General features: G+C 67.9%; 17 protein-coding genes and 7 pseudogenes. 13 read left to right on the forward strand and 11 right to left on the reverse strand.

The genetic code is table 11. The features are described 5' to 3' along the window. Nucleotides 1–88: 88 nt before the first annotated feature. From ACFVKT_RS35750 to ACFVKT_RS35760, 3 genes and pseudogenes are all read left to right on the forward strand, one after another. Nucleotides 89–837: pseudogene (locus tag ACFVKT_RS35750) on the forward strand (IS5 family transposase); the annotation flags it as partial. Nucleotides 838–1,139: 302 nt separating this feature from the next. Then, the gene (locus tag ACFVKT_RS35755) at nt 1,140–2,060 is read left to right on the forward strand and encodes an aminoglycoside phosphotransferase family protein (RefSeq protein WP_385739558.1); all 921 of its coding nucleotides are present in this window, start codon (nt 1,140–1,142) and stop codon (nt 2,058–2,060) included. A 240-nt stretch (nt 2,061–2,300) separates the two neighbouring features. Next, complete coding sequence (locus ACFVKT_RS35760) at nt 2,301–3,656, forward strand: HEAT repeat domain-containing protein (protein WP_385739561.1); 1,356 nt, start codon at nt 2,301–2,303, stop codon at nt 3,654–3,656. A 508-nt stretch (nt 3,657–4,164) separates the two neighbouring features. Here the strand turns inward: ACFVKT_RS35760 and ACFVKT_RS35765 are convergent. Then, complete coding sequence (locus ACFVKT_RS35765; protein WP_385739564.1) at nt 4,165–5,871, reverse strand: IS1182 family transposase; 1,707 nt, start codon at nt 5,869–5,871, stop codon at nt 4,165–4,167. 1,262 nt (nt 5,872–7,133) lie between these two features. Between ACFVKT_RS35765 and ACFVKT_RS35770 the strand changes: the two genes are divergently transcribed. Together ACFVKT_RS35770 and ACFVKT_RS35775 are read left to right on the forward strand one after the other, a co-directional pair. Then, nucleotides 7,134–8,381: a PP2C family protein-serine/threonine phosphatase gene (locus ACFVKT_RS35770; protein WP_385739566.1), complete on the forward strand. Its 1,248-nt coding sequence runs from the start codon at nt 7,134–7,136 to the stop codon at nt 8,379–8,381. Then, nucleotides 8,378–9,088, forward strand: coding sequence for a transposase (locus ACFVKT_RS35775; RefSeq protein ID WP_385739569.1), 711 nt, complete (start codon nt 8,378–8,380; stop codon nt 9,086–9,088). Before ACFVKT_RS35770 ends, ACFVKT_RS35775 begins: the two co-directional genes overlap by 4 nt. A gap of 147 nt (nt 9,089–9,235) precedes the next feature. Here the strand turns inward: ACFVKT_RS35775 and ACFVKT_RS35780 are convergent. Further along, nucleotides 9,236–9,559: pseudogene (locus ACFVKT_RS35780) on the reverse strand (transposase); the annotation flags it as partial. Nucleotides 9,560–9,681: 122 nt separating this feature from the next. Here ACFVKT_RS35780 and ACFVKT_RS35785 point away from each other — a divergent pair. Next, nucleotides 9,682–10,337, forward strand: a pseudogene (locus ACFVKT_RS35785) (IS5 family transposase); the annotation flags it as partial. On the opposite strand, the gene ACFVKT_RS35790 reads toward ACFVKT_RS35785, so the two are convergent. The 4 genes and pseudogenes from ACFVKT_RS35790 to ACFVKT_RS35805 form a co-directional block, all read right to left on the reverse strand. Beyond that, on the reverse strand, nt 10,319–10,771 hold the full coding sequence (locus ACFVKT_RS35790; protein WP_385739572.1) for a DUF5959 family protein: 453 nt from the start codon (nt 10,769–10,771) through the stop codon (nt 10,319–10,321). The pseudogene ACFVKT_RS35785 and the gene ACFVKT_RS35790 overlap by 19 nt on opposite strands. Nucleotides 10,772–10,878: 107 nt before the next feature. After that, nucleotides 10,879–11,433, reverse strand: a pseudogene (locus tag ACFVKT_RS35795) (aldo/keto reductase); the annotation flags it as partial. Further along, complete coding sequence (locus tag ACFVKT_RS35800) at nt 11,430–11,864, reverse strand: cupin domain-containing protein (RefSeq protein WP_385739574.1); 435 nt, start codon at nt 11,862–11,864, stop codon at nt 11,430–11,432. The pseudogene ACFVKT_RS35795 and the gene ACFVKT_RS35800, both read right to left, overlap by 4 nt. A gap of 37 nt (nt 11,865–11,901) precedes the next feature. Then, nucleotides 11,902–12,222 carry a carboxymuconolactone decarboxylase family protein gene (locus tag ACFVKT_RS35805; protein WP_385739577.1) on the reverse strand — a complete coding sequence of 107 codons (321 nt, stop codon included), beginning with the start codon at nt 12,220–12,222 and terminating at the stop codon, nt 11,902–11,904. 221 nt (nt 12,223–12,443) lie between these two features. Between ACFVKT_RS35805 and ACFVKT_RS35810 the strand changes: the two genes are divergently transcribed. The 4 genes from ACFVKT_RS35810 (at nt 12,444) to ACFVKT_RS35825 (ending at nt 14,840) form a co-directional block, all read left to right on the forward strand. After that, entirely contained in the window at nt 12,444–13,340 is an 897-nt protein-coding gene (locus tag ACFVKT_RS35810; protein ID WP_385739580.1) for a helix-turn-helix transcriptional regulator, read from the forward strand. Nucleotides 13,341–13,481: 141 nt separating this feature from the next. Then, nucleotides 13,482–13,718 carry a hypothetical protein gene (locus ACFVKT_RS35815; RefSeq protein WP_385739583.1) on the forward strand — a complete coding sequence of 79 codons (237 nt, stop codon included), beginning with the start codon at nt 13,482–13,484 and terminating at the stop codon, nt 13,716–13,718. Then, on the forward strand, nt 13,718–14,095 hold the full coding sequence (locus ACFVKT_RS35820) for a toxin Doc (RefSeq protein ID WP_385739586.1): 378 nt from the start codon (nt 13,718–13,720) through the stop codon (nt 14,093–14,095). Before ACFVKT_RS35815 ends, ACFVKT_RS35820 begins: the two co-directional genes overlap by 1 nt. A 544-nt stretch (nt 14,096–14,639) precedes the next feature. Then, nucleotides 14,640–14,840, forward strand: coding sequence for a transposase domain-containing protein (locus ACFVKT_RS35825; protein ID WP_385739588.1), 201 nt, complete (start codon nt 14,640–14,642; stop codon nt 14,838–14,840). Nucleotides 14,841–14,973: 133 nt separating this feature from the next. On the opposite strand, the pseudogene ACFVKT_RS35830 reads toward ACFVKT_RS35825, so the two are convergent. Further along, a pseudogene (locus ACFVKT_RS35830) lies at nt 14,974–16,016 on the reverse strand (IS3 family transposase); the annotation flags it as partial. A 60-nt stretch (nt 16,017–16,076) separates the two neighbouring features. On the opposite strand from ACFVKT_RS35830, the pseudogene ACFVKT_RS35835 reads away from it, so the two are divergent. Further along, nucleotides 16,077–16,595, forward strand: a pseudogene (locus ACFVKT_RS35835) (transposase domain-containing protein); the annotation flags it as partial. Between the two features lie 158 nt (nt 16,596–16,753). On the opposite strand, the gene ACFVKT_RS35840 reads toward ACFVKT_RS35835, so the two are convergent. Next, nucleotides 16,754–18,205 carry an amidase gene (locus tag ACFVKT_RS35840; protein ID WP_385739591.1) on the reverse strand — a complete coding sequence of 484 codons (1,452 nt, stop codon included), beginning with the start codon at nt 18,203–18,205 and terminating at the stop codon, nt 16,754–16,756. A gap of 124 nt (nt 18,206–18,329) precedes the next feature. Between ACFVKT_RS35840 and ACFVKT_RS35845 the strand changes: the two genes are divergently transcribed. Continuing rightward, nucleotides 18,330–18,920, forward strand: coding sequence for a TetR/AcrR family transcriptional regulator (locus ACFVKT_RS35845; protein ID WP_385739594.1), 591 nt, complete (start codon nt 18,330–18,332; stop codon nt 18,918–18,920). 37 nt (nt 18,921–18,957) lie between these two features. Here ACFVKT_RS35845 and ACFVKT_RS35850 read toward each other — a convergent pair whose 3' ends face one another. Continuing rightward, a complete protein-coding gene (locus ACFVKT_RS35850) occupies nt 18,958–19,272 on the reverse strand; it encodes a helix-turn-helix domain-containing protein (RefSeq protein WP_385739596.1) in 315 nt (104 codons plus the stop codon). Further along, entirely contained in the window at nt 19,269–20,336 is a 1,068-nt protein-coding gene (locus ACFVKT_RS35855) for a tyrosine-type recombinase/integrase (protein ID WP_385739599.1), read from the reverse strand. Before ACFVKT_RS35855 ends, ACFVKT_RS35850 begins: the two co-directional genes overlap by 4 nt. 145 nt (nt 20,337–20,481) lie before the next feature. On the opposite strand from ACFVKT_RS35855, the pseudogene ACFVKT_RS35860 reads away from it, so the two are divergent. Continuing rightward, nucleotides 20,482–20,628 (forward strand): annotated as a pseudogene (locus ACFVKT_RS35860) (ATP-binding protein); the annotation flags it as partial. Nucleotides 20,629–20,717: 89 nt separating this feature from the next. Here ACFVKT_RS35860 and ACFVKT_RS35865 read toward each other — a convergent pair. Next, entirely contained in the window at nt 20,718–21,815 is a 1,098-nt protein-coding gene (locus tag ACFVKT_RS35865; protein ID WP_385739672.1) for a MerR family DNA-binding transcriptional regulator, read from the reverse strand. Nucleotides 21,816–22,113: the final 298 nt, after the last annotated feature.

Here is a 22,113-nt window from a genome sequence, read left to right on the forward strand (position 1 = left end):
CCCCGGTTTATTTCTCTCGTGGTCCGGGGGGGGGGGCCCCCCCCCCCGGCCCGGCCCCCAACCCCCTTTCCCCGAGGGGAGGTTCACGTTGCCGCGGCACCGCTGCTACCCGTCGGACACCTTCGACGACGAATGGGCGCTCATCCAGCCCCTGCTTCCCGTTCCGGCCTGCGAGACTCCCAAGGGGGGACGCCCCGAGGCACATCCGAGGCGCGAGATCGTCGACGCGATCCGCTACGTCGTCGACACCGGCTGCAAGTGGAGGGCTCTGCCCACCGACTTCCCGCCCTGGCGGACCTGTTACGGCTTCATGGCCCGCTGGGCCGCGGCAGGCATCGTCGGACAGATCCGTGATCAGCTCCGCAAGCGCATCCGCCGCGAGATGGGCCGGGCGCCCGGCGCGGTCGCCACCGTCATCGCCTCCCAGTCCGTCAAGGCCGCGGAGACCGTCGGCAAGGACAGCCGGGGTTACAACAGCGCGAAAAAGATCAACGGCCGCAAGCGCCACCTGGTCGTGGACACCAAGGGCCTGCCGTTGTTCGTGATGGTCACCCCGGCCGATATGACCGACCGCGACGCGGCCAAGGAAGTTCTGTTCCGGCTGCGGCTGATGCACCCCGAGATCACGATCGCCTGGGCCGATTCCGCCTATGCGGGCAAGCTCGTGACCTGGGCGAAGGACCGCCTTGGTCTCACCCTCAAGACCGTCAGCCGCCCGAAGGACGCTGGATCATGCACGCCCGCCGTCATGCCCGGGACTACGAACGGCTCATCCAGCACTCTGAATCACTGATCACCTGGGCCGCGATCAGCATCATGACCAGGCGCATCACCCGCCGGACCTCTCGCCGCAGCGGCCAGCCGGCTCCCAGAGAAGCAGCACGGGACTGATCGTTCTCGACGACAGCGTCATCTCCTTGGCCCGAACCGACCCGAACGGCGACACCTGCACCGGTCCTCCCACCGAAGAGACCTCTACGCGGGCTCAACCCAGACCTCGAAGTCAATTCCGCCGATCTCCAGCTGAAACCCGATGTCGCCCCGGGGCGCTTGAAGCACGGTGACATGGCTGATGGGCCCTTGAGGGCGATCGGAATTCGCTTGTGGTGATCCGATGGGGCGTCCTACGGTCGCCTCCGATGAACGAGACGCCCGAGGTTTTGCCGTTGCCGGACCGGAAACCAGCCGACGCCGCAGTGGCGGGCAGGTTGGTCGCTGCGCAGTTCCCGCAGTGGTCCGACCTTGAGGTTCGGCCGGTCAATGCTCAGGGTTGGGACAACTGCACCTTTCGCCTCGGTGACGAGATGCTGGTGCGGCTGCCGACTGCCGGGGAGTACGCGCTGGCGGTGGAGAAGGAACACCGGTGGCTGCCGGTGCTCGCACCCGCGTTGCCGTGGAAGGTCCCGGTTCCGTTGGCCAGAGGCGTGCCCGATGAGGGCTTTCCGCACGACTGGTCGGTCTATCGGTGGATCGGTGGCGAGCCTGCGGCCCGTGCCGTCGTCGAGGACACGACGGCGTTCGCCATCGACCTTGCGGAGTTCCTCGTGTCTCTGCAGCGGATCGACCCGACAGACGGACCGGGCCCGGGACTGCACAATTGGTTCCGAGGCGGACCACTGACGACCTATGACGGGTGGGCCCGGGCAGCCCTGGAGACATTGGACGGCCTGATCCGGACCGAGACCGCCGAGGAGATCTGGGAACGGGCGTTGCGAGCCTCGTGGGACGGCCGGCCGGTCTGGTTCCACGGTGACATGGCCTCGGGGAACCTTCTGGTGAAGGACGGTGCGCTCGCGGCCGTCATCGACTTCGGCACCTGCGGAGTCGGAGATCCGGCCTGCGATCTGTCGATCGCCTGGACGATGCTGACAGGCAAGAGCCGGGCCGCGTTCCGCGATCGGCTAGGGGTCGACGAGGCGACCTGGGAGCGTGGACAAGGCTGGGCGCTCTGGAACGCCCTGGTCGTCTGCGCCGGAGCGGTTCGCGACGGCGACGGACTGCCGACGGATGCATCGTTCGTTCTTGAGGAGATCCTCGCTGTCCCATTGCATTCGAGTTGACGGGTGGCAGGTCTTTGATCTGCGGGGCTGCCAGATAGTTTGAGAATGTTGTCCGGCACGGTTCTCAGGGGAGTTGGCCTTCGCGGAAGCAGGATTCTCGCGGCTGGCAGAGGTACTGGTGGGGGGCGAGCGAGGTGGAGGTCAACGACAGATGGCGGCGTAGCTCGGCCGTGCTTCCCCGGCGAGCTGCGGGCTCTCGTCGGCGGGCCGGCGACGTGATTCGGATGGGGGAACGGAAGCGTGGGCGAGGCGGATTTCGACAGTCGGCTGAGGTCGGCGGTTCGGGCGGGGGACGCCGAGGCGGTGCGGGATCTGTTGGACAGGGGCGCGGATCCGGACGCGGTGGACGCGGGCGGGCTGCCGGTGCTGTGCGTGGCGGTGGCGGCTTACGACGAGCCGGTGGCCGAGGCGTTGGTGGAGGGCGGTGCGGATCCTGACCGGGTGCTGCCGGACGGGACCACGCCGCTGTGGCGCGCCATCGACGGTGGCTCCCCGGCGGTCTTCTCGGCGGTGCTGGGCAAGGAGCCCCGGCTGCGACTTCCGGGGGCCGCCCGTGAACGGCTTCTCGTCTTGGCCCGGAGCTGGTACGAGACGGGCGTGGCCGAGGAACTGCGGCGCAGGACGGGCGCGCCGGGTACGGCCGCGACGGTCCGAGTTCAGGACGGCGAGTACGACTGGGTCGATCAGGTCTCGCTCGGCGGCCTCGTCGTGCGGGCTGGGCACGGCGCCATCCTGACCTCGCTGGAGTGGGCCTTCCGCGTTCTGACCCCCGTCGACGAGCTGATCGCCCGCGCTGTTGAGCAACCGGGTGAGGAGAATGTGGACTGGTCCACAGTCTGCTGGATCCTCACCCAGCGCCGCAGCTTCGAGACCTGGTCGGCCGTGGTGGCCCATCGTCACCACCCGGACCGGTCACATCGCCGGTTCGTGGTGGATTTCCTGCGGATGCGTGGGTTCCTCGGTACCAGCTCTCACTACGAGAAGAACGAGAGCGAACTCCTGGCCGCGTGGGCCGCCGAGGAAACGGACGTTGAGATGCTCGCGAAGGTGCTCGACGTCTTCACCAACCGCGACCATCCGGGCCAGGAGGCCATCGGCCTTCGCTACGCCAGCCATCCCGACCCTCGTGTACGCCGGGAAGTGCCCTGCGCTCTCTCCATTGATTGCGTTCCCCGCACCCCGGCGGCCAGAGCCGCTCTGCTCACCCTCATGCGCGACCCGGACGCCGAGGTGCGGCTCAGGGCGTGCACGGTGAGCATGCGGGACGACGACGACCTCCTCCTCCCGGAGATCACCCAGGCGTTGCTCCTACTGACCGAGGACCCGGATGCCGACCTACGGGGTGCGGCCGCGGCGGCCTTGGCCAGCTCCCGGCACCGTACGCCCGCCGTCGCCGACGCCTTGGCAGCGCTGCTCGACGAGGACAACCAACTCCTGCGTCTGGAGGCCGCCTACGGCCTCGCCCTGCGCGACGACCCGCGCACCGCCGAGGCGATCGAGCGGGTGGGACCTCTCGGTGACGGCTTCGAGCACGACCATCGGGCCGAAGAACTCTGGCGGTGGAGATGGCGGAAGGAGAACTCGGCTGCCGGGTGACGACCGGTCAGCGCGAACACCGGCCTTGACCACGGGACAGCAGCGGGGAACGTCGCTGTCTACGCCCGTTGCCGTGCGGATCAACGAAACGGTCGAAACAGGGCTCAAACGCCGCGACCGAAGCGTGATCCAATGCGAACCGGCCACCGCGAACGGGAAACACAGGGAATCTGCCAACTGGGATGCGACAGGACACTCGCCACCCGTTAGCGGCTGGACCGAACGACAAGTTGATGACAAGTCACTTGGACAACGACATCTCTATTCGGAACCTACAAGCAGTTCCACGATCAGGTCCCGGACGCCTTCACAACTCGGTTCCGTCGTCGGCGCGATCCCCAGGTCTGCGGCATCCATCCCTGCCTCCAAGGTCGTCTCCTAGCCCGTTCAACGACGGCCGGTCGCATGAGGTTGGGGCCTGTTCGATTTCTGAGATGGTCAGACGCTCACCGAGGCTTAGAAACAGGTACTGAGCTTGACTCTGTCGGGGATCTTGGAGTTGTCGAGGTCAGGTGCCCAGGGTGCGCCAGGATTTTGGCCTGGAGATCCCGCACCGGTCGAGGTAGCTCTGGAAGGCGCTCGGTCGTCGGGAAGGGGGTGCCTTCTCGGTTGGTGGGAGACCGCTGAGGCGCTCGATGTTGATGGCGATGGCCGTCAGGACGTGCTGGACGTGGGCTTTGCTCTGTCCTCGGTAGCGACAGCGGCGCATGCCGTGTCCGTGGGCGAACTCGTTGACCGTGCCCTCCACTCCGGAGCGGACCGCATAGCGGGCCTTCCACTCGGGCGTCTGCTGCTCGGCACGGACGCGGAGTTGCAGGTCGCGGAGCTCGCGCGGGGGAAAGCCCACGGTGCGGGCGTTGTCGGCGGTGCTGGTGCACTGGGTGCGGGCAGGGCAGGGACGGCACTGGCTCTTGGTGAACCGTGCCACGATCAGCGGGGCAGCGGTAGGCGAGGATGTCGGGTAGGGGCCGTGCCAGCCCGCGCTGACCTGGCCCTGGGGACAGGTGACCTGCCGAAGGTCGAAGTCGATGTGGAAGTCGTCCCGGGCGAAGCCCTCGCCTCGGCGGTGCTGGTGCGTGGGGTTGCTCTTCAGCGGCCCGGAGACGGTGACCTGGTGTTCACGGGCGGCTTGTTCCAGGTGGGGCAGGGAGGTGTAGCCGGCGTCGACCAAGTGCTCGGCGGGCAGCAGCCCGCGGCAGGCCAGGCGGGTGTGGATGCCGGGCAGGACCTGGCTGTCGTGGGTGGTGGCCGCGGTGGTGGCCACGTCGGTGATCACGTTGGGGCCGTCGGACGCGCAGGTCTCGGTCAGATGGGCGGCGAACCCCTTCCAGCTGATGATGTGTCCGTGCCGTGCATAGCGGGCCGAGGTGTCGTAGGGCGAGACGATCGCCCGGGATGAGGGCGGTAGCCCGGGCCCGCCTTCCTTCTCGGCGGTGCGCCAGCGCAGGCGTCCTGCGGCGTCACGGTGGTAGTTCTGCACCATGATCTGGCGCAGGGCCTGGACGCGGGGACCAGACGTGCGGTGCGCTCCGTGCCGGTAGAGATGTTCCAGGAGCCGGACGCCGTCGTCTCCGGCGGAAAGAATCCTGGTCATGGGCTTGGTGGGGTTCTTGCCCAGGCGGACCGGCCGGCCGTAGCGGCGCCCCCAGTCCTCGTCGATGAGCCCGTCGAGCAGGTGAGGGGAGGTGCCGGCGACTTCTTCGAGTGCGGCGCGGACCGCCTCGGTGATCAGCTCCAGGCGGGTCAGGTCACGCACCGCGGTCAGGACGTGGGTGGAGTCGGTGCGCTGCGTGGTGCGCTCGCGCACCAGTCCGGCCTCCTTGAGGCGGGCCAGTGCGAGGTCGAGGAGGCGGTCGGCACGGCCGTCCTCGGTGAGACGGTCGCGGAAGTCGGCCAGCACGCTGTGGTGGAAGCCGGGATCATCCAGTTCCATGGCCATGGCGTACTTGAAGTCGATGCGGCAGCGGACCGCCTCGGCGGCCTGCCGGTCCGACAGGCCGAGCAGGAACTGCAGTACGCAGACGGTGGCCAGCTGAGCAGGCGAAAGCCCTGGACGTCCGTCCCTGGGGTACCAGTCGGCGAAGTCCTCGTCGCGCCACAGCCCGTCCAGCCGGTCACGCACCCATATCGCCGTCGTGCCACCCGGGTTGCTCGCCCGGGCGATCTGCGCGGTCAGAGGCGGAACGTGCTCACCGGAACGGGGGCGCAGGGACAACGGGTACCTCGACAGCTTCAACGGACGGCGGAACTACCCGAGCATGCCCGTCGACCATGCTGCCGCACCGGGAAACTCCAAGATCCCCGACAGAGTCAAGCTGAGGGGCTCTACGACAAGCTGGATCTGCGCCCTGACCCGGACTGTGCTGCAGCTCCCGGACCGGACAGGGCCGAGGGTGATCTCCTGGACATCCTTGGCGGCTCTCGGCTGGACCGCTGGTCCCTGGACAACGGCGAACAAGACCGGAAGGACCTTGCCCGCTGCCGGGAGTTCTTCGAGACGCTCTGGCAGGGAGCCCGCGAACTGACGCCGACGCCGCCGCCCCCAAGTCGGCCAGACGTCTCCTGAATCGCTACCTACGGCTGCCGCGGCGGCCGCCGACCCGAGGCTCGACTCGCCGCTGAGACTGGCGTGGTCGGGGGTGCGCCTTCTCCTGCTCCATCTGGCAGCCACTCCCTCTGGTACGCCGACGCGCAGACAAAGGACCAGTACCAGTGGTTCGAGACCGCCTTCTGGCGCATCGGGCGGCGTGCCGACAGGGGAACCCTGAACCCCTACGCGCTCGACCCGGCGAAGAATCACGCGCCGCCGTCAGTCCGACCTTGGGCATGGTCCAGGTGACCTGGCCCTTCACTCCCCTCGTCCTCGGGGACCTGGACGAGTTCATCGAACGATGGGTCACCTGGCTCGCCTCCTCGAGGCCGACAGGCGCCTGACCGCACCGCTCACGGGCACCGCCCAGTGCGTCCAGAACTGCGCCCGCCTCGTACGGGCCCTCTACCGGCGGCTGGACCGCCTCACCGACCCCCTCACGGCCAACTACATAGCCCCAGGGCCGGTCTGTGCCTGTGTGCCTCGTCGTCGCCTCGGCCCGGCGGTCCGAGGGCCACCTTCCGCCGCCACTCCGAGCTGATCAAGGCCACCAACCCGCAGTGGTCCTCGCTCCTGGTCCGCCCGGACAACACTGCCGGCCGCGGCCTGTACGACCGCTTCGGTACACGTACGCGGGCTCGTGGCGAGAGCCGGCAGCGTGCCATCTCATCCTGAGCCGAAGGTGCACTTGTACGGGACGTGCAGGTGGGAGAAAGGGCCGATGAGTTTCCAGCGCTCCCGCGTGACCGATGATGTCGATCGCGCCGCAGCCGAGGAAGGAGCGTCCCGTGCCCATCGCCCCGCTGCTCTGACCAGGCGTGATGGACACAGAAGGTGATGATTCGGAGACTCGGGGAAGAAGGTGCGGCAACCGATAGGAGGTTGCCGTGGAGAGTGGAGATCTGGAACTGGGGGAGTTGCTGACCGCTGCGGAGGCGGCTTCGCCCGGTGAGTCCGTCGACGTGGTGGCGCACGATCTGCAGAAGCGGTTCGGTGCCGAGCGCGTGTCCTTCCTCTTCGTGGACCTCATCGGCCAGCGGCTGGTACGGCTCGCCGCGGCCGGCGGTGAGGGCGCCGACCATGCCGAACCGGTCGACCTGCACGGCAGCGTCTACGACAGCGTTCTGCAGAGCCAGCGCCAGCATGTTGAACCGGACAGCCAGGGCGACCGGCGCGTCATCACGCCGGTCACGAACCGCGGCGACTGCATCGGCCTCCTGGAGGTGACCTTGCAGTGCGCCGACGACCCCGTGCTGCGACAGGTCCGCGACGCGGCACACGCGCTGGCTTACATCATCGTCACGGACCGCCGCTTCACCGATCTGTACCATCTGGGACGGCGGACCACCGAGACGAGCCTGGCCGCGGAGATCCAACACCAGCTGCTTCCCTCGGCCCCCTGCTGCGAGGCGCCCCAGTTCACCCTCGCCGCCGGGCTGGTCCCGGCCGACGACATCGGCGGCGACACCTACGACTACACCCTTGACCGCGACACACTGCATCTGTCCATCACGGACGCGATGGGCCACGACACCAACTCCGCGCTGCTGGCCACCCTGTTGGTCGGCGCACTGCGCCAGGCCCGCCGCAGTGGCTGTGACGCTCTCAAGCAAGCCCGCCATGCCCACCAGGCCCTGATGAGCCACGGCCGCGGCCTGGCCACCGGCCAGCTGTTGTGCGTCGACCTCGAAACAGGTCGGTGTGAACTGGTCAACGCCGGACACCCCCGGCCGCTGCGGCTGCGCGAGGGCATCGTCGAAGAGGTCGAACTCGCCGTCAACCTGCCGTTCGGTGTGGCGGCGCCCACCTCCTACCGCCTCCAGGAACTGCAACTGCGTCCCGAAGACCGCCTGATCCTGCTTACCGACGGAATGCAGGAGCGTGGTGCCGCGGACCTCGACCTGGCCTCGATCATTCACGACACCCGCGCGCTGCACCCGCGAGAAGCCGTCCGAAGGCTGACCGCCGCGGTGCTCGACGCCTGCCATGGCGACCTCCGCGACGACGCCACCGTTCTCGTACTGGATTGGCACGGCAACCGCCACCCCTCGCCGGAAACCAGCACGCCTTCGGCACCCGCGGCCGGGCCTGGCTCGAACATCAGACGCCGCCGGCCGACGAGCGGCAGACTGTGAGCGCCCTGTTGCGCCAGCTCGACTTCTACGGTGCCGAACTCGCCGCGGTGGAACGGCGGCTGGCCGCCGAGTCATTGGACGACCCGGTCGTGCGGCGCCTGATGACCCTCCCCGGGGTGGACGCGATGACCGCGGTCACCGTGCTGGCTGCGGTCGGGGACTTCCACCGCTTCGGCAGCGCGGACAAGCTCGTGTCCTACCTCGGCCTGAACCCGCGGGTGCGCCAGTCCGGCGGGACACCCGCCCACCACGGCCGGATCACGAAGGCCGGCTGTGTTAAGGCCCGCGGGATGCTGGTGCAGGCCGCGTTCGCCGCGTTGCGCTCCCCGGGCCCGCTGCGGGCCCTGCACCAGCGGATCGCGGCCCGGCGCGGGATGCAGATCGCGATCGTCGCGGTCGCCCGGAAGATCGCCGTCATCGCCTGGCACCTGGTCGCCAAGGACCAGGACTACGCCTTCGCCCGCCCAAGCCGGGTCGCCTTCAAATGCCGCAAGCTTGAGCTGACCGCGGGGCGCCGAACGCCGGATCGCCCGCCGAGGGGCGGGCTACGACAACAACAAGCAACTGCGCCGCCACGAACGCGAGATCGCCGAACAGGCCGAACGCGCCTACGCTCTGCTGGCCGCCCAGTGGCAGCCCACGCGCCCGATCGGCAGGTCCCCTCTGCCCGCCATCCCCGGCGCCGACCCGTGACCTGGCCTCCGTGACGATTACATCCGTGGAACGCAGGTGGATCCAGTGCTCGGCGGGGAAGGCGTGGAACGCCAGCAGCCGCTCCTGGTCGTCGGTGATCTTCTTGACCGCCTTGGGAGGCGCCGCAGCATCCTGATCCATTCGTCCGGCAGCCAGGTGCCCGGCAGGAAGCCAGCGGCCAGCAACTTGGCCAGGATGCGGGCGTCGACCTTGTCGGTCTTGACCTTCGCCTCGGCGATCGCCCGGGTCTTGACCGGATTGGAGATCACCACCCGGGCCACGTGCGGCTCCAACAGCACCGCCACCGCGCTCGCGTTGCCGGTGGCCTCCAGCGCCTCCTGGTCGTCTGGACGCAGCCCGGCGGCGAACTCCCGCAGCGACTGCGGTCGGCAATCCACCTGGCCCCAGTCCGTGACCAGCCTGTCCTCGACCACTGCGACCTGCGCGAAGTCACGGTGGATGTCCAAACCGATGAACCGCCCCACCGCCCGCCTCCCTGTGCCGACGCAAACCCGATGCGGGGATCAGCTGGGCGAATCGACGCCTACGGAATCGCGCTCACGACGCATCCAGGCAAGTCGCAGGGGCGGCCATCTACTAAGAGCACCTGCCGCAGGAACTGGGCTTCGGCTCGGGCATGACCTGCTGGCGCCGACTGGCTGAGTGGACCGAGGCCGAAGTGTGGCCGCGACTGCACGAGGCCCTCCTCGCCAAGCTCCGCGGCGCGAATGCTCTGGACTTCTCCCGGGCAGCGGTCGACGGTTCCCATATCCGGGCGTTAAAGGGGGCTCCAAGACCGGACGAAGCCCCGTCGACCGGGGCAGGACGGGCAGCAAGCATCACCTGATCACCGACGCCACCGGCATCCCCCTCGCCGCCACGTTGACCGGCGGCAACCGCAACGACGTCACCCAGCTGATCCCACTCCTCCAGGCCGTGCCGTCCGTGCGGGGCAAGCGCGGCCGGCCGCGGCGCCGCCCGGACGTACTACTGGCCGACCGCGGCTACGACCACGACAAGTACCGCCGTCTCGTCTGGGGCCTCGGCGTAAAGCCGTTGATCGCCCGCCGCGGTACCGAGCATGGCTCCGGCCTGGGCACTCAACGCGGGGTCGTGGAGCGCATGTTCGCCCACCTGCACTGGTTCCGCCGCCTGCGGATCCGCTGGGAGATACGCGACGACATCCACGAAGCCTTCCTCACCCTCGGATGCGCACTCCTCTGCCGGCGGCGCCTGGCCGCAGTTCAGCGCCGCCACTCATAGGCACCCGGTGAAGACTCCAGCACTTCGCTCGGCCACTCCTGCAGCACCTGCCCGAGTAGCTCCCGCTGTTCGTCGATCCAGCCCTCTTCAAGACTCAGGGGAAGAAACACGGAGACGCACGAACTGCCCAGATCTTCTACAAGGACAGCGACAGCCTCATGCTCCTCGTTGTACGGCTGGATCTTGATCTCGGGGCTGTGGTCGTCGTCCCTCCAGCAGATGTCCTGACCGGCAGCAAGCAGGTCCAGAGCACGGGACCACTTCTCCAGGTCGGAAGGGAACAGGGACATGGCCATCCGCCCGCCGACGAAACTGCTGGTCACAATGACCTCTGCGTCGAGCTGGTCGTGAAGATGCAGCACGCCCGGCGACCTACGCCCCAGCACACGCACCCGGAAGCTGTTATCGCCATCCGAGAGGCTGATCAGTTCCACCCTGCGCCCTCTGTCCTGTCCGCTCACATCTGTCAGAGCTCAGGGTCTCCGAACCAGATCAACGGGCACAAGCAGGTTGTCCCCGCCTCATTCCGTTAGGAGTTCTAGGCCAGCAGCTCGCCGGGGGTGTTCCCGGCGTGGACGAGCAGCTGGTTCACGTGCGGGACGACGGTCGCGTCCTCAAGGATGTTTTCCAGGTCGTGCTGCTGGAAGTTGGAGACGCCGATGGCCCGGATCTTCCCGGCCTGGTGGGCCTCCTCCAGCGCGCGCCACGCGGCGCGGTTGCCCTGGGCGTAGTCGCCGCCGCGGAAATCGTCCCACGGCTGCGGGCTGTGGATCAGCATCAGGTCGACGTGGTCCAGGCCCAGTTTCTCCAAGGAGCCGTCGATCGCGGCCACCGCTTGGTCGTAGTCCTTGATCTCCGCGGCGAGCTTGGTCGAGACGAACAGCTCCTCGCGCGGCACGCCGGAGGTGCGTACGCCCTCGCCGACGCCGCGCTCGTTGCCGTAGGCCTGGGCGGTGTCGATATTGCGGTAGCCGATCTGCACGGCCGCGCGGACCGCGTCGGCCGCCTTGTCGTCGTTGATGAACCAGGTGCCGAGCCCTAGCCTGGGGATCTCGACGCCGTTCGACAGCGTGTAGGTCTCGTCCAGGACGGTCATGCGTTCGCTCCGTTCTTGGGCAGCTTGCCGTACACCTCGTCGGTGACGGGCTCCAGCCATTCGTTGCTGACACCTTCACCCGGGGTGATGAAGGCGAGGTGGGAGAACCACGCGTCGGCCTTCGCGCCGTGCCAGTGCTTCGTGCCTGCGGGGACGCGGATCACGGTGCCCGGCTCCATGCTGATGGGGTCCTCGCCCTCGGCCTGGTACCAGCCGCTGCCCGCCGTGCACAGCAGGATCTGGTCACCGCCGCCGTTCGTGCCGTGGTGGATGTGCCAGTTGTTGCGGCAGCTCGGCTCGAAGGAGACGTTCATGACGGGAACGCTGCCCGAGGTGAGCGGAGCCAGATAGCTCTGGCCGATGAAGTACTGCGCGAAGGCGTCGTTCTTCTCGCCGAGCGGGAAGACCTGGTCGAATCCGTTGCCAGCCATCTTGTTCCTCTTCCTTGGTGCTGCTCGCGCCGGGGGATCAGGCGGAGCGCTCGTCCGTGATCTTCTTCAGCAGGGTGATCGCCGTCATGGCGTTGGGCCATCCGGCGTAGAACGCCAGGTGCGTGATCGCCTCGGACAGCTCCTGGACCGTGAGCCCTTTGTCCAGCGCCACACCCAGGTGGTACGGCAGCTGCTCGCTGCGGTAGAGAGCGGCCAGCACACTGACCGTGACCAGGCTGCGGTCCCGCGGGGAGAGCCCGGGGCGCTCCCACACGTCCTGGAACAGAACCTCGTTGGTGACCTCGACCAGCTTCGGCGCGATACCGGCCAGCTCCTGCGGTGCGGACTGCTTCACCATGAGGTGACTCCTTGTGATGGCGGGGACGCGAAGATGCGGCATTGCCACTGTCGGCCACCCGGGACCGGAGAGCACCCCGCACGAGGGAGCTACGGTCGAGCAGGGGCCGCATCTGCTGACACCATCGAGGAAACCGCAGATCACGAGGGTCAGGGAGGGCCTGGCTTCACAGGTACTGACAGGCCCCCCACGCATGCCCCGTCCGGCTTAGCCTGGAATGCGTGAGCACCGAGAGCGACATCCGCGAATTCCTGGCATCGCGCCGCGCCAAGATCACCCCGCAGCAGGCCGGCCTGCCCGCCTACGGCGGCAACCGGCGTGTGCCGGGCCTGCGCCGCGAGGAAGTCGCCCTGCTCGCCGGCGTCAGCATCGACTACTACGTCCGCCTGGAGCGCGGTCATATCGCCGGAGCCTCCGAGGAAGTCCTCGACTCTGTTGCTGGCGCCCTCCAGTTGGACGACGCCGAACGCGCCCACCTCTACGACCTGGCCCGCGCTGCCGCCAAACGCCCCGCCCGCCGCCCCAAGCGCGTCCGCGGCCCGCTCCCGGACAGCGTCCTGCGCGTCCTGGACTCCATGGCCGATGCCCCGGCCTTCATCCGCAACGGCCGCCTCGACATTCTCGCCGCCAACCCCCTGGGCCGCGCCCTGTACGCGCCCCTGTACGACAACGACGCCCGGCGGCCGCCCAACATCGCCCGCTTCCAGTTCCTCGATCCCCGCGGCCGGGACTTCTTTCCCGACTGGGACCAGTCCGTGAACACCACCGTCTCCCTGCTGCGCACCGAAGCTGGACGCGCTCCGCATGACAACGACCTGACCGGGCTCGTCGGCGAGCTCGTCACCCGCAGCGAGGACTTCCGCATTGCCTGGGCCAAGCACAACGTGCGCCTGCACCACACCGGCCGCAAATCCTTCCACCACCCCGCCGTCGGCGACCTCACCCCCGACTTCGACGCCATGGAACTGCCAGCCCAGCCCGGCCTGACCCTTACCGCCTACACCGCCGCACCCGGCACCCCCGAGTACGACGCCCTGCAACTCCTCGCTACCTGGGCGGCCACTGAGAAACCCGCGCCCACCAGCAGGCCCAGCACCGCCGATCAACAGAACCGCTGAGCACCGCGTCCTGAACACAAGCGGGGCAATACACCGCCGCCTGTGACAGTTACCGCGGCCAAGTGACAGCTATCTCGACCACAGTCCGGCATTCGACCTGAGGCCTCGCATCGCATGGCACCAAATAGGTACCATCGGGGTATGCCATCGCTGAATGTGTCCTTCACCGACGAGGAACTCGAGGGCGTGCGCGCGGCCGCGGCGGCCGACGGCAAGAGCCTCAAGCAGTACCTGCACGACCTGGGCGTCCGTGAGATGCAGCGCAAGCAGTTCGTCGCCGGCGCCACCGGGTGGGCCGACAAGCTGCGCGGCGAGTTCGACGACGCGTTCCCCGACGAGGTGCCGCCCTCCGAGCGGGACGGGGCCGCAGCCGCCTGATGCACTTCCACATCGACGTTGCCTGGCTGCTCGATGTCCAGGAGGCTGCCCTGGCCCGGGAGGACATGTCGGTCTCGGACTACTCCGCGCTGGTGGCCGCTGTCGCCCGCCACAAGACCAGAATGCCGACCCTCGCGGCATCCGACCCGGATGCTGCGTGGCGTGCGGCCGCGCTGATGCACACGATCGTGCGTCTGGAGCCGCTCCCGCACCGCAACAGCCTGTTCGCCGCGTTCATCGCCGCCCAGTACATGGACCAGTGCGGCGAAGGCATCGACCCGCCCTACGGCGCCCTGTCCGACCTCGTCCGCAAGATCCGCGACACCCGCCTCGGCGTCCTTGCCGTTGCCGACCAGCTGCGCTCCTGGAAAGTCTGATCCGACCCCGGGCGGCAAGCTGCATAAGAGGCTGATTCTGATCCTGGGCGCTGGTAACGGCCTGGGTGACGGTTCGTTGGACCGGTATGGGGACGGACATCAGGCAGGTGAAGGTGAAGCCGACGCGGCGTGCGGTCGGTGCGATCCCGGCCTGGGGTTTATGAGAAACCCAGGACCCGTCACCACAGAGAGAGTGGCACGTAGCCATAGCGGGCGACGGGCGACGGGATCGAGCAGGGCCGACTGGAGGTCGGTGCCCGCTCAGTCTGACGTGTGGTTCAAAAGGCTGAGGCCTAGCTGGCTTGGGCTGTGCAGCCGTGTGTTGCGGTGCCTGATGGTGGTGATGAGCCCAGCGGGCCTTGGCCCAAGTCCGGGTAGTTAGCGTTTCCGCAGGTCACGCAAGGAAGTTGCGGGATTCTCGAGGCAGAGCAACGGAGCTCGTTGGTACAGGCAGTCGACCAAGACAGCTTGTCCCGAAGGAGCTCCGTTGCCCGGTCATTGTGTCCTGCCGTCTGCGCTGACGACTATCACCCGTACGGTCACTGTGGCCGCTGGCCGGTTCGCACCCGGGCATCTGGGTGAGTTGACTGCCGTCGTGCCCTTCGAGCTCGTGGACACGGTCCTTGCGGAGACGAGGGCGGTACAGCGACGGCTGCGTGACCTGGGGCCTTGGCCCGGAATCTTGGACACGGGCTATGCGGCTGGGGTCAGGGTAGTTGATGTTGAGTTGAGCGCTGTCTCGTAGGCGATGGGGTCTGCCGCATGATCGGGTGACATCTGAACTGGCTTGCCCTGTGGGGTGGGTGGGAAGGATGTCGCTGTGCCCAAGCCTTATCCGGAAGAGTTCCGCAAGGACGTCGTGCGGGACGCGAGGAACCGCGGCCCTGGAGTGTCTCCCGCTTGCAGGTGGCGTTGAAGGACTCGGCGAGTGCGTTGTCCGCCGAGCTGCCGATGGCGCTCATGCTCTGCATCACGCCCGCCCGGCGACAGACGTCGGCGAACGCCCTGCTCGTGTATTGGGCGCCGTGGTCGGTGTGCATCACCGCGCCGGCCAGGCTGCCGCGGCACCGTTCCGCGGCGGCCAGGGCGTTGGTGACCAGTTCGGCGCGCATGTGGTCGGCGATCGCCCAGCCGGCCAGACGCCGGGAGGCGAGGTCGATGACCGTGGCCAGATACAGGAACTTCCCGCCGGTCAGCGGGAGGTAGGTGATGTCCCCGACGTACTTCGTATTCACCTCCGCGGCGGTGAAGTCGCGGCCGATGAGGTCTGCTGCCTTCGCGGCGGTCGGATCCGTGATGGTGGTGCGGTGCTTCCTGCGCAGCCGCAGTCCGGCGAGTCCGATGGTCTGCATGAGGCGGGCGACACGTTTGTGGTTGATCCGCTCGCCGTTCTCGCGGAGCTCGGCGGTGATCCTCGGGACGCCATAGGTGCCGTCCGAGCTGTGGTGGATGGTGCGTATCCGCGCGGCGAGCTTCGCGTCGGCTGCCTGGCGGGCCGCCCTCGCGGCCGAGGTGTCGCGCCAGTAATAGAAGCTCGAGCGGGCGATGTTGAGGATGGTGCACAGCCGCTTCACGCCGAAGCGGCGCTGGTGGTCGGCGACGAACTGGAAGCGGTTCACCAGCGCGTCTCCCCGGCGAAATACTTCGCCGCCTTCCGCAGGATCTCGCGTTCCTCCTCCAGTTCGCGGACCTTCCTGCGCAGGGCCGCGTTCTCCGCCTCCAGCGGCGTGGGCGGCTCCGCGGCTATCTCCGCCCGGCGCCCCCTCGGCCGGTTCGCCCCGGCCGCCCGAACCCAGTTACGCAGCGTCTCCGGGTTGACTCCCAGATCAGCGGCGACCTGTCTGATCGTCGCTCCAGGGCGCGACTGGTACAGCGCGACCGCGTCCGCCTTGAACTCCGGCGGGTAGTGCTTCATGACCACGAGATGTCCGTTCTCAGATCCTCAGGATCCAGTGTCTCGTGTGTCCAAGATCAAGGGTCAAGGCCCCTGCCGTCGCGGGTCGGCGTCTACTTCCTGCTGGCGATGTGCCTGTTCCCCGAGGTCGGCTACCGGCTGGTCTGGGACAAGCTGACCGCGGGTCTGTCCGGGATGCCGGTGGTCTGTCCGTCGGCGAAGGCGTTACGCGACCTGCGCCGACGGATTGGCAGCGCGCCGGTGCAGGCGTTGTTCGAGGTGCTGGCCGGGCTGCTGGCTCGACCGACGACGCCAGGGGCGCGGTTCGGCCCCTACCGGATGGTGTCGTTCGACGGCTGCAGTTCGCTGAGAGTTCCCGATTCCGAACGGAACCGGGCCTGGCTGGGCAGGACTTCGCATCACGGCTATCCGACGCTGGAGTTGATGACGCTGATCGAGACCGGCACCCGGGCCCTGGTCGGCGCGGTGTTCGGCCCCACCGCCGAGGGCGAGACAAGCTACGCCGGCCGGCTGCTGCACCTGCTGCGGCCGGACATGCTGGTGCTGTGGGACAAGGGATTCGACAGCAACGCCTTCCTAGCGAAGGTCACCGACCACGAGGGCCGCCCCAGATCGTCGAGGTCGGCATACCCGCGGCTTCGCCTCGGTATTGAGGGCATCTGTCCCGTGCGCCGCGAGAATTCTTGGTTCTGAGACCGACAGGAGTCCGTCGATGTCTCTCTGTAGCGTGCCAGGAGCGTTCTTCAGCGGCCTCGGTGGTTCCCTGCCCATACGGTGGGGGTTCGGCCTGACCACGGACTTGCCTGTTCGAGTTGTCCGGCGAGGCGGAAGAGCCGGCTTTCAAGGCCATATCCGGCGGCGAACTGCATACCGACCGGGAGCCCCGTCCCGGCGTCGGCCGTCACAGGTACGGACATGGCGGGCGTGCCCGCCATGTTGAACGGCATGGTGAATGGCGACAGGTCATTGATGCGCTCGATCCAGCCGAGACCGTCTAGTGTCTCCGCACCCTCGGTATGGGTGCCCAGAAGCACGGGAGGCTCCGGCAGGGTCGGCGTGAGGAGGATGTCGTACTCGTCGAAGTACCGCGCCAGGCTTCGGGACACCCGGTTTCGCATCGCGAGAGCGGTGAGGAACTGCACGCCGCCGACCTGCTGCCCGTAGTGGTAGCCGGCGAGGGTCGTCGGCTCAAGGGTCGAGGAGTCGACGGGACGGTCGAAGGCGGCGGCCAGCTCGTCGACCAGGGTGGTGAGGTTCACCGTCATTAGCCGGGCGTTGGCCAGGACGAATTCCTCCCAGTCGGCGCCGAGGTCGACCTCGGCCTCCTCCACCTGGTGACCGAGGGATTCAAGCAACCGTACGGTGTGGGAGAGGGCATCGGTCACCGGGGCGGTAGTACGGCGTCCGCCCCACGCCTGGGTGAGGACACCGATCCGCAACGAGCCCGGATGACGGGTGACTTCCTCCGCGTACGGCCGCGACGGCTGCTGGGCGAAGTAGGGGTCGCCCGATTCCGGGCCGCGTATCTGGTCGAGCAGTACCGCACTGTCGCGTACGGTGCGGCTGACGCTGCCGTGCACGGCCAGGCCGTTGAAGACCTCGTCGACGTCGGGTCCCATGGAGACCCGGCCACGGGTGGGCTTGATCCCGAAAACGCCGTTGTAGGCGGCGGGGATACGGAGCGATCCGGCGGCGTCAGTGCCATGGGCGACCGGGACCACCCCGGCGGCGACAGCGCCGGCCGCGCCTCCACTGGATCCACCCGCGCTGCGTTCCAGGTCCCACGGGTTGTGGGTCGCGCCGTACAACGCTGATTCCGTCGAGATGCCATAGGCCATCTCCGGTGTCGCGGTGCGCCCGAACGTCATGAGGCCCGCGCGCCTGAAGCGCTGCATCAGCGAGGAGTCGGCGCCGGCGACGTTACCGGCCGCCAGACGGCTTCCCAACTCCATCCGCCTCCCGGCCATGGCCACCGCGATGTCTTTGATCAGAAAAGGGACGCCGGCCAGTGGTGTGCTGCCGGGGACAGGTTCGTCGTCGATCAGCCAAGTCTCCACGACGGCGTTGATCCGCGGATTAACTACCTGTACAGCCTTGCGTGCGGCTGCCTCCAGTTCGGCGGGAAGTACCTCGCCCTTGGCCACCAGCTCCGCCAGCCCGACCGCGTCAAAGCGTACGTACTCAGAAACTCTCACTGTCACTCCCGAACAAGAAAGATACCCTTTAGTATCGATAGATACCCTACGGTATCGAAGGGGTCTGACTGGTACCGTGAGAGAGGTTGTGAACCGCGCGATCGACCGGAGTGACGGAGTAGTCATGGCATCGACCCTCAGAAGGCCAAGCAGAGTGGCGAAGCTGCCGCCTCGTGAGCGCATTCTCGACGCGGCCGAAGAGCTCTTCCAAAGGGAAGGGATCCGGCAGGTGGGGGTCCAGGCGATCGCCGACAAGGCCGAGACCACCAAAATGGCGATCTACCGGCACTTCGAGACCAAAGACGCACTGGTCGCGGAGTGGCTGCGGATCGTCGCCGCGGACTATCAGGCGGCCTTCGACCGGGTGGAAACCGAATACCCCGACCTGCCCGAGGAGCAGATTCTGGGCCTGGCCCGCTTCATCGCCGCGGGGCTGCCGGCCATCTCATACAGGGGCTGCCCGTTCATCAACTCCCTCGCTGAACTTCCCGACCGCCTTCATCCGGCACGGCAAGTGATCGAGGACCACAAGGCCCACCAGACCCGCAGGCTGATCGGCATGTGCACCGAAGCCCAGATGTCCGACCCCGGACAGGCCGCGGCCGAGATCACCTTCGTACTCGAAGGAGCGCAGGTCAGCACACAGAACGGAAGCATCGATCAGACGGGAGATCGACTGATGAAAATCGTCGAGGGAATCGTGGACCGCACGTGACGCAGTCCCGCTGCTTCTTGCCCACCTCGGCCGCCTGTCACATGGGTGGCATCGACCGGCCGCGCGCGGAGGCGGCCCGCGGGAGCTCGGCGACCGGACGGGGCGGGACGACGGGCCGTTCGACCGGCGTGGTGTCGACCTCGATCAGATCGTTGGGAGTGCACTCCAGCGCGGTGCACAACGCGGCCAGGGTCGTCATCTTCACCTGGGAGGGTTCCTTGGTGAACAGCGCGGACACCGACGCCGAGGAGAGCTCCAGGCCGGCCTTCTCGGCCAGCAGCCGACGCAGTTCGCTGCCGGTCCAGACCTCGCGCTGAGCGGCGGCCATCCGCAGACGCCATTGGATCTTCATTCCGTGGGCTCCTTCCCGGTCAGTTCGGCGAGCGTGCTGGCCACCGCCCGCTGATAGGCGTCCTCGATGAAGGTGGCCGAGGGTCGGACATATCTCATGGTCGAGCTGACCGTCCAGTGACCGAGCATCTGCTGGATCGCCACCAGGTCGACACCGCGTTCGTAGTTGGGGGTCGCGCACGCTCGGCGCAGGGCATGCGGACTGAACCGCTCAGCTGCAGGCCGTCCTTCGAGCTGCATGAGATAGCGCAGCCGGTTGCGGATCGTCCCGCGATGGAGAAGGCCGCCGGACTCGTCCGCGAACAGCACCGGCGAATCAGGGAACTTGGGCCGCACGTCCTCCAGGAACCAGCGCAGCACCAGGTCCAGGCCGTCGAGCATAGGCACCCAGCGCGGCCTGGGCCCGGACGTGTGGGCGCCCTTGCCGAAGCGGACATGGAGCTTGCCGAACGGCCCGCGGGTGAAGTGCAGATCCTGCTGCTCCAGCAGGGAAGCCTCTTCCGAGCGGAGCCCGGCGTGATACAGCGTCCGAAACATCGCATAGTCCCGGGCGGCGGGGCCGTACTTCCGCGCGGTCGCGATCCGCTGCTTCATGAAGTCGAAGAACTCGCCGACCCGTTCCGGGGTCGGCGGCGGCACCAAGGCGGGGGAGTCGTCACCGACATGCCGCGAGGCGTTGAACTCGTCGATGGGACAGACCAGCCGGACACCGAAGACGGCCTCGATCTCGACAGCCTTACGTGCCTGGAGGAATCGGTGGAAGCCCTTGAAGATCTGCACGTACTCGCGGCGGGTCGATGTCTTGCGGCCCTGGACGGCAAGGTCGCCGACGACCCGGTCGATGTCCTCCGGGGTCACCTCCCATGCGGGCCGGCCCAGGGCCTTGAGCGTCCGCTCCAGCAGGCCGATGTCGTTGTCGATGGTCACCGGGCTGAACCCGCGGGCCCGCCACGAGGCGACGAACGCGTCGACGCACATCATCTGGAACTGCCAGGGGTCCGTACTCAACGGCTCCTGCGGAACCGCCGCCCCTCCGGCTATGACCTGCAGTCTCGTCCCGGCCACCGGCACACCTTCCTCGCACCTGAACGGTCAAGGCGGCACCTGGAGAATCCGAGTCCCACCACGAGAACCAACGAGAACCGCAGAAGATGGATACGGGCCGGTGGCAGCACAAATCCCCGAGAACGAACAAGTGCCAGCCCCAGATGGCTGGAGCAAGACGTTCACCGATCCCCGGCTCTGCGCGGCCATCGTCGACCGGCTGACCTTCAACGGCGCCATCATCCAGACCGGCACCGAGTCCTATCGCCTCGCCCACACCAAAGCCCAAGCCGAACAAGCCCAAGCCAGCTGACCGGGCGCCGCACGGGAGGAGCCACCTGACAACCAGCCGAACCAGGGGGCCGTCCAGGAGCTGCCATGACGCTGAACCTGCGACGTGGGTCAAGCTATGAGCAGGCGGAGGCCGAGATCTGCCGCGTCGAGGTCGGCGAGGTCGCTGTTGCGCTCGGCCCACCGGCCGGAGTCGAGGTCATCGCTGAGGCTTCGCACCGCCCGCTGCTCGGCCTCCGGCCCGACCCTCGTCCACACCGACATCGCACGGCGCACGTGATCCTCCAGATACGCCCCCGGTCGGCGCCAATACGCCTCGAGCAGGCCGTCAGCGCAGTCCCACGGGATGGGCACCGGCTCAGCGCGGGCGCCGATCGCGTCGGCCATGCCGGCAAGCGAGGGAAACTCCGCGAGGACGGCGGTGAACTCGGGCAGGTAGTCGCGGGTGAGCCAGAACCGGTCCTGCCATCCGGGCTCGTCGGTGTCGAACGTGAGCACCACCACGCGGCGGGCCACGCGTCGCATCTCGCGCAGCCCCGCTATCGGGTCCCCCCAGTGGTGAACGGTAGAGACGGCCATCGCGACGTCGAAGGACTGGTCCTCGAACGGCAGGCTCTCCGCGGCGGCGGCCACGCACGGCGCCGAGCCGGCAGGCCGCTGCCCCCGCATGACCGCCGATGGCTCCACCGCGGTCACGTCGCGATCCGCAGGCTCGTAAGAGCCGGTGCCGGCCCCGACGTTCAGCACCGTCTGCGCGTCGCCGAGCGCGTCCCAGATCTGCGCGGCGATCCGCGGCTCGGTACGCCGTGTCGCGGTGTAGGCGCCGCCGATCGCGTCGTACAGCCGTGCACCGAGCATCTCCAGTTGCTCCTCCGGTGTCACCATCAGTCCCTTCGCCCGTGCCTCAAGTTCCCTGTCAATGGCCGCCACCATGGCGTCAGCGCGATCACGCCGCTCCAGCAGGAGGCCGCGCAGTCGGCGCAGATGCGCGACCGCGTCGGTGGACGGGTCACCGACCAGTTCGGCAACCTCCCGCAGACCGAAGCCCAACCGCCGATAGGCCAGCACCTCCCGCAGCCGCTCCACGTCGCCCGCCGAATAGGCCCGGTACCCGGCCGCGGTCCGCGCCGACGGCCGAACGAGCCCGATCTCGTCATAGTGATGCAGCGTGCGGACGCTCACGCCACCCAGCTCGGCCACGCGTCCCACGGTCCAGTGATCCTCCACGGCACCGACTATGCAGCCTGACGCCACGTGAGGGTCAAGAGCCTCACTCACGGCAGCAAGAGCCGAACGCGAAGCAGCGGCCCGAGGCGACTCCTGCAAGCCAGAGCGGGTCTGTTCGGAGAAGTCTGGAACCGGACGGAGTGGCCTCGCAGCGCCCGAGCGACATCAAAAGTCACTGACATTGATCACGATGCCCGCCCCAGAATGACTCCCGAAGTCACTCCGAAATGACTCCCTCGGAAACTGACACAGCCAGTCGGCCTACACCCCCGCCGTCCGC

Origin of the sequence: Streptomyces sp. NPDC127595 (assembly GCF_042671685.1) — a bacterium.
GTDB lineage: Bacteria > Actinomycetota > Actinomycetes > Streptomycetales > Streptomycetaceae > Streptomyces.

What these genes read in the sequence shown, in the direction of transcription:
- ACFVKT_RS35755 (WP_385739558.1), top strand. Translation starts at nt 1,140, where the DNA reads ATGAACGAGACGCCCGAGGTTTTGCCGTTGCCGGACCGGAAACCAGCC.
- ACFVKT_RS35800 (WP_385739574.1), bottom strand. Translation starts at nt 11,864, where the DNA reads ATGGCTGGCAACGGATTCGACCAGGTCTTCCCGCTCGGCGAGAAGAAC.
- ACFVKT_RS35805 (WP_385739577.1), bottom strand. Translation starts at nt 12,222, where the DNA reads ATGGTGAAGCAGTCCGCACCGCAGGAGCTGGCCGGTATCGCGCCGAAG.
- ACFVKT_RS35815 (WP_385739583.1), top strand. Translation starts at nt 13,482, where the DNA reads ATGCCATCGCTGAATGTGTCCTTCACCGACGAGGAACTCGAGGGCGTG.
- ACFVKT_RS35820 (WP_385739586.1), top strand. Translation starts at nt 13,718, where the DNA reads ATGCACTTCCACATCGACGTTGCCTGGCTGCTCGATGTCCAGGAGGCT.
- ACFVKT_RS35845 (WP_385739594.1), top strand. Translation starts at nt 18,330, where the DNA reads ATGGCATCGACCCTCAGAAGGCCAAGCAGAGTGGCGAAGCTGCCGCCT.
- ACFVKT_RS35850 (WP_385739596.1), bottom strand. Translation starts at nt 19,272, where the DNA reads ATGAAGATCCAATGGCGTCTGCGGATGGCCGCCGCTCAGCGCGAGGTC.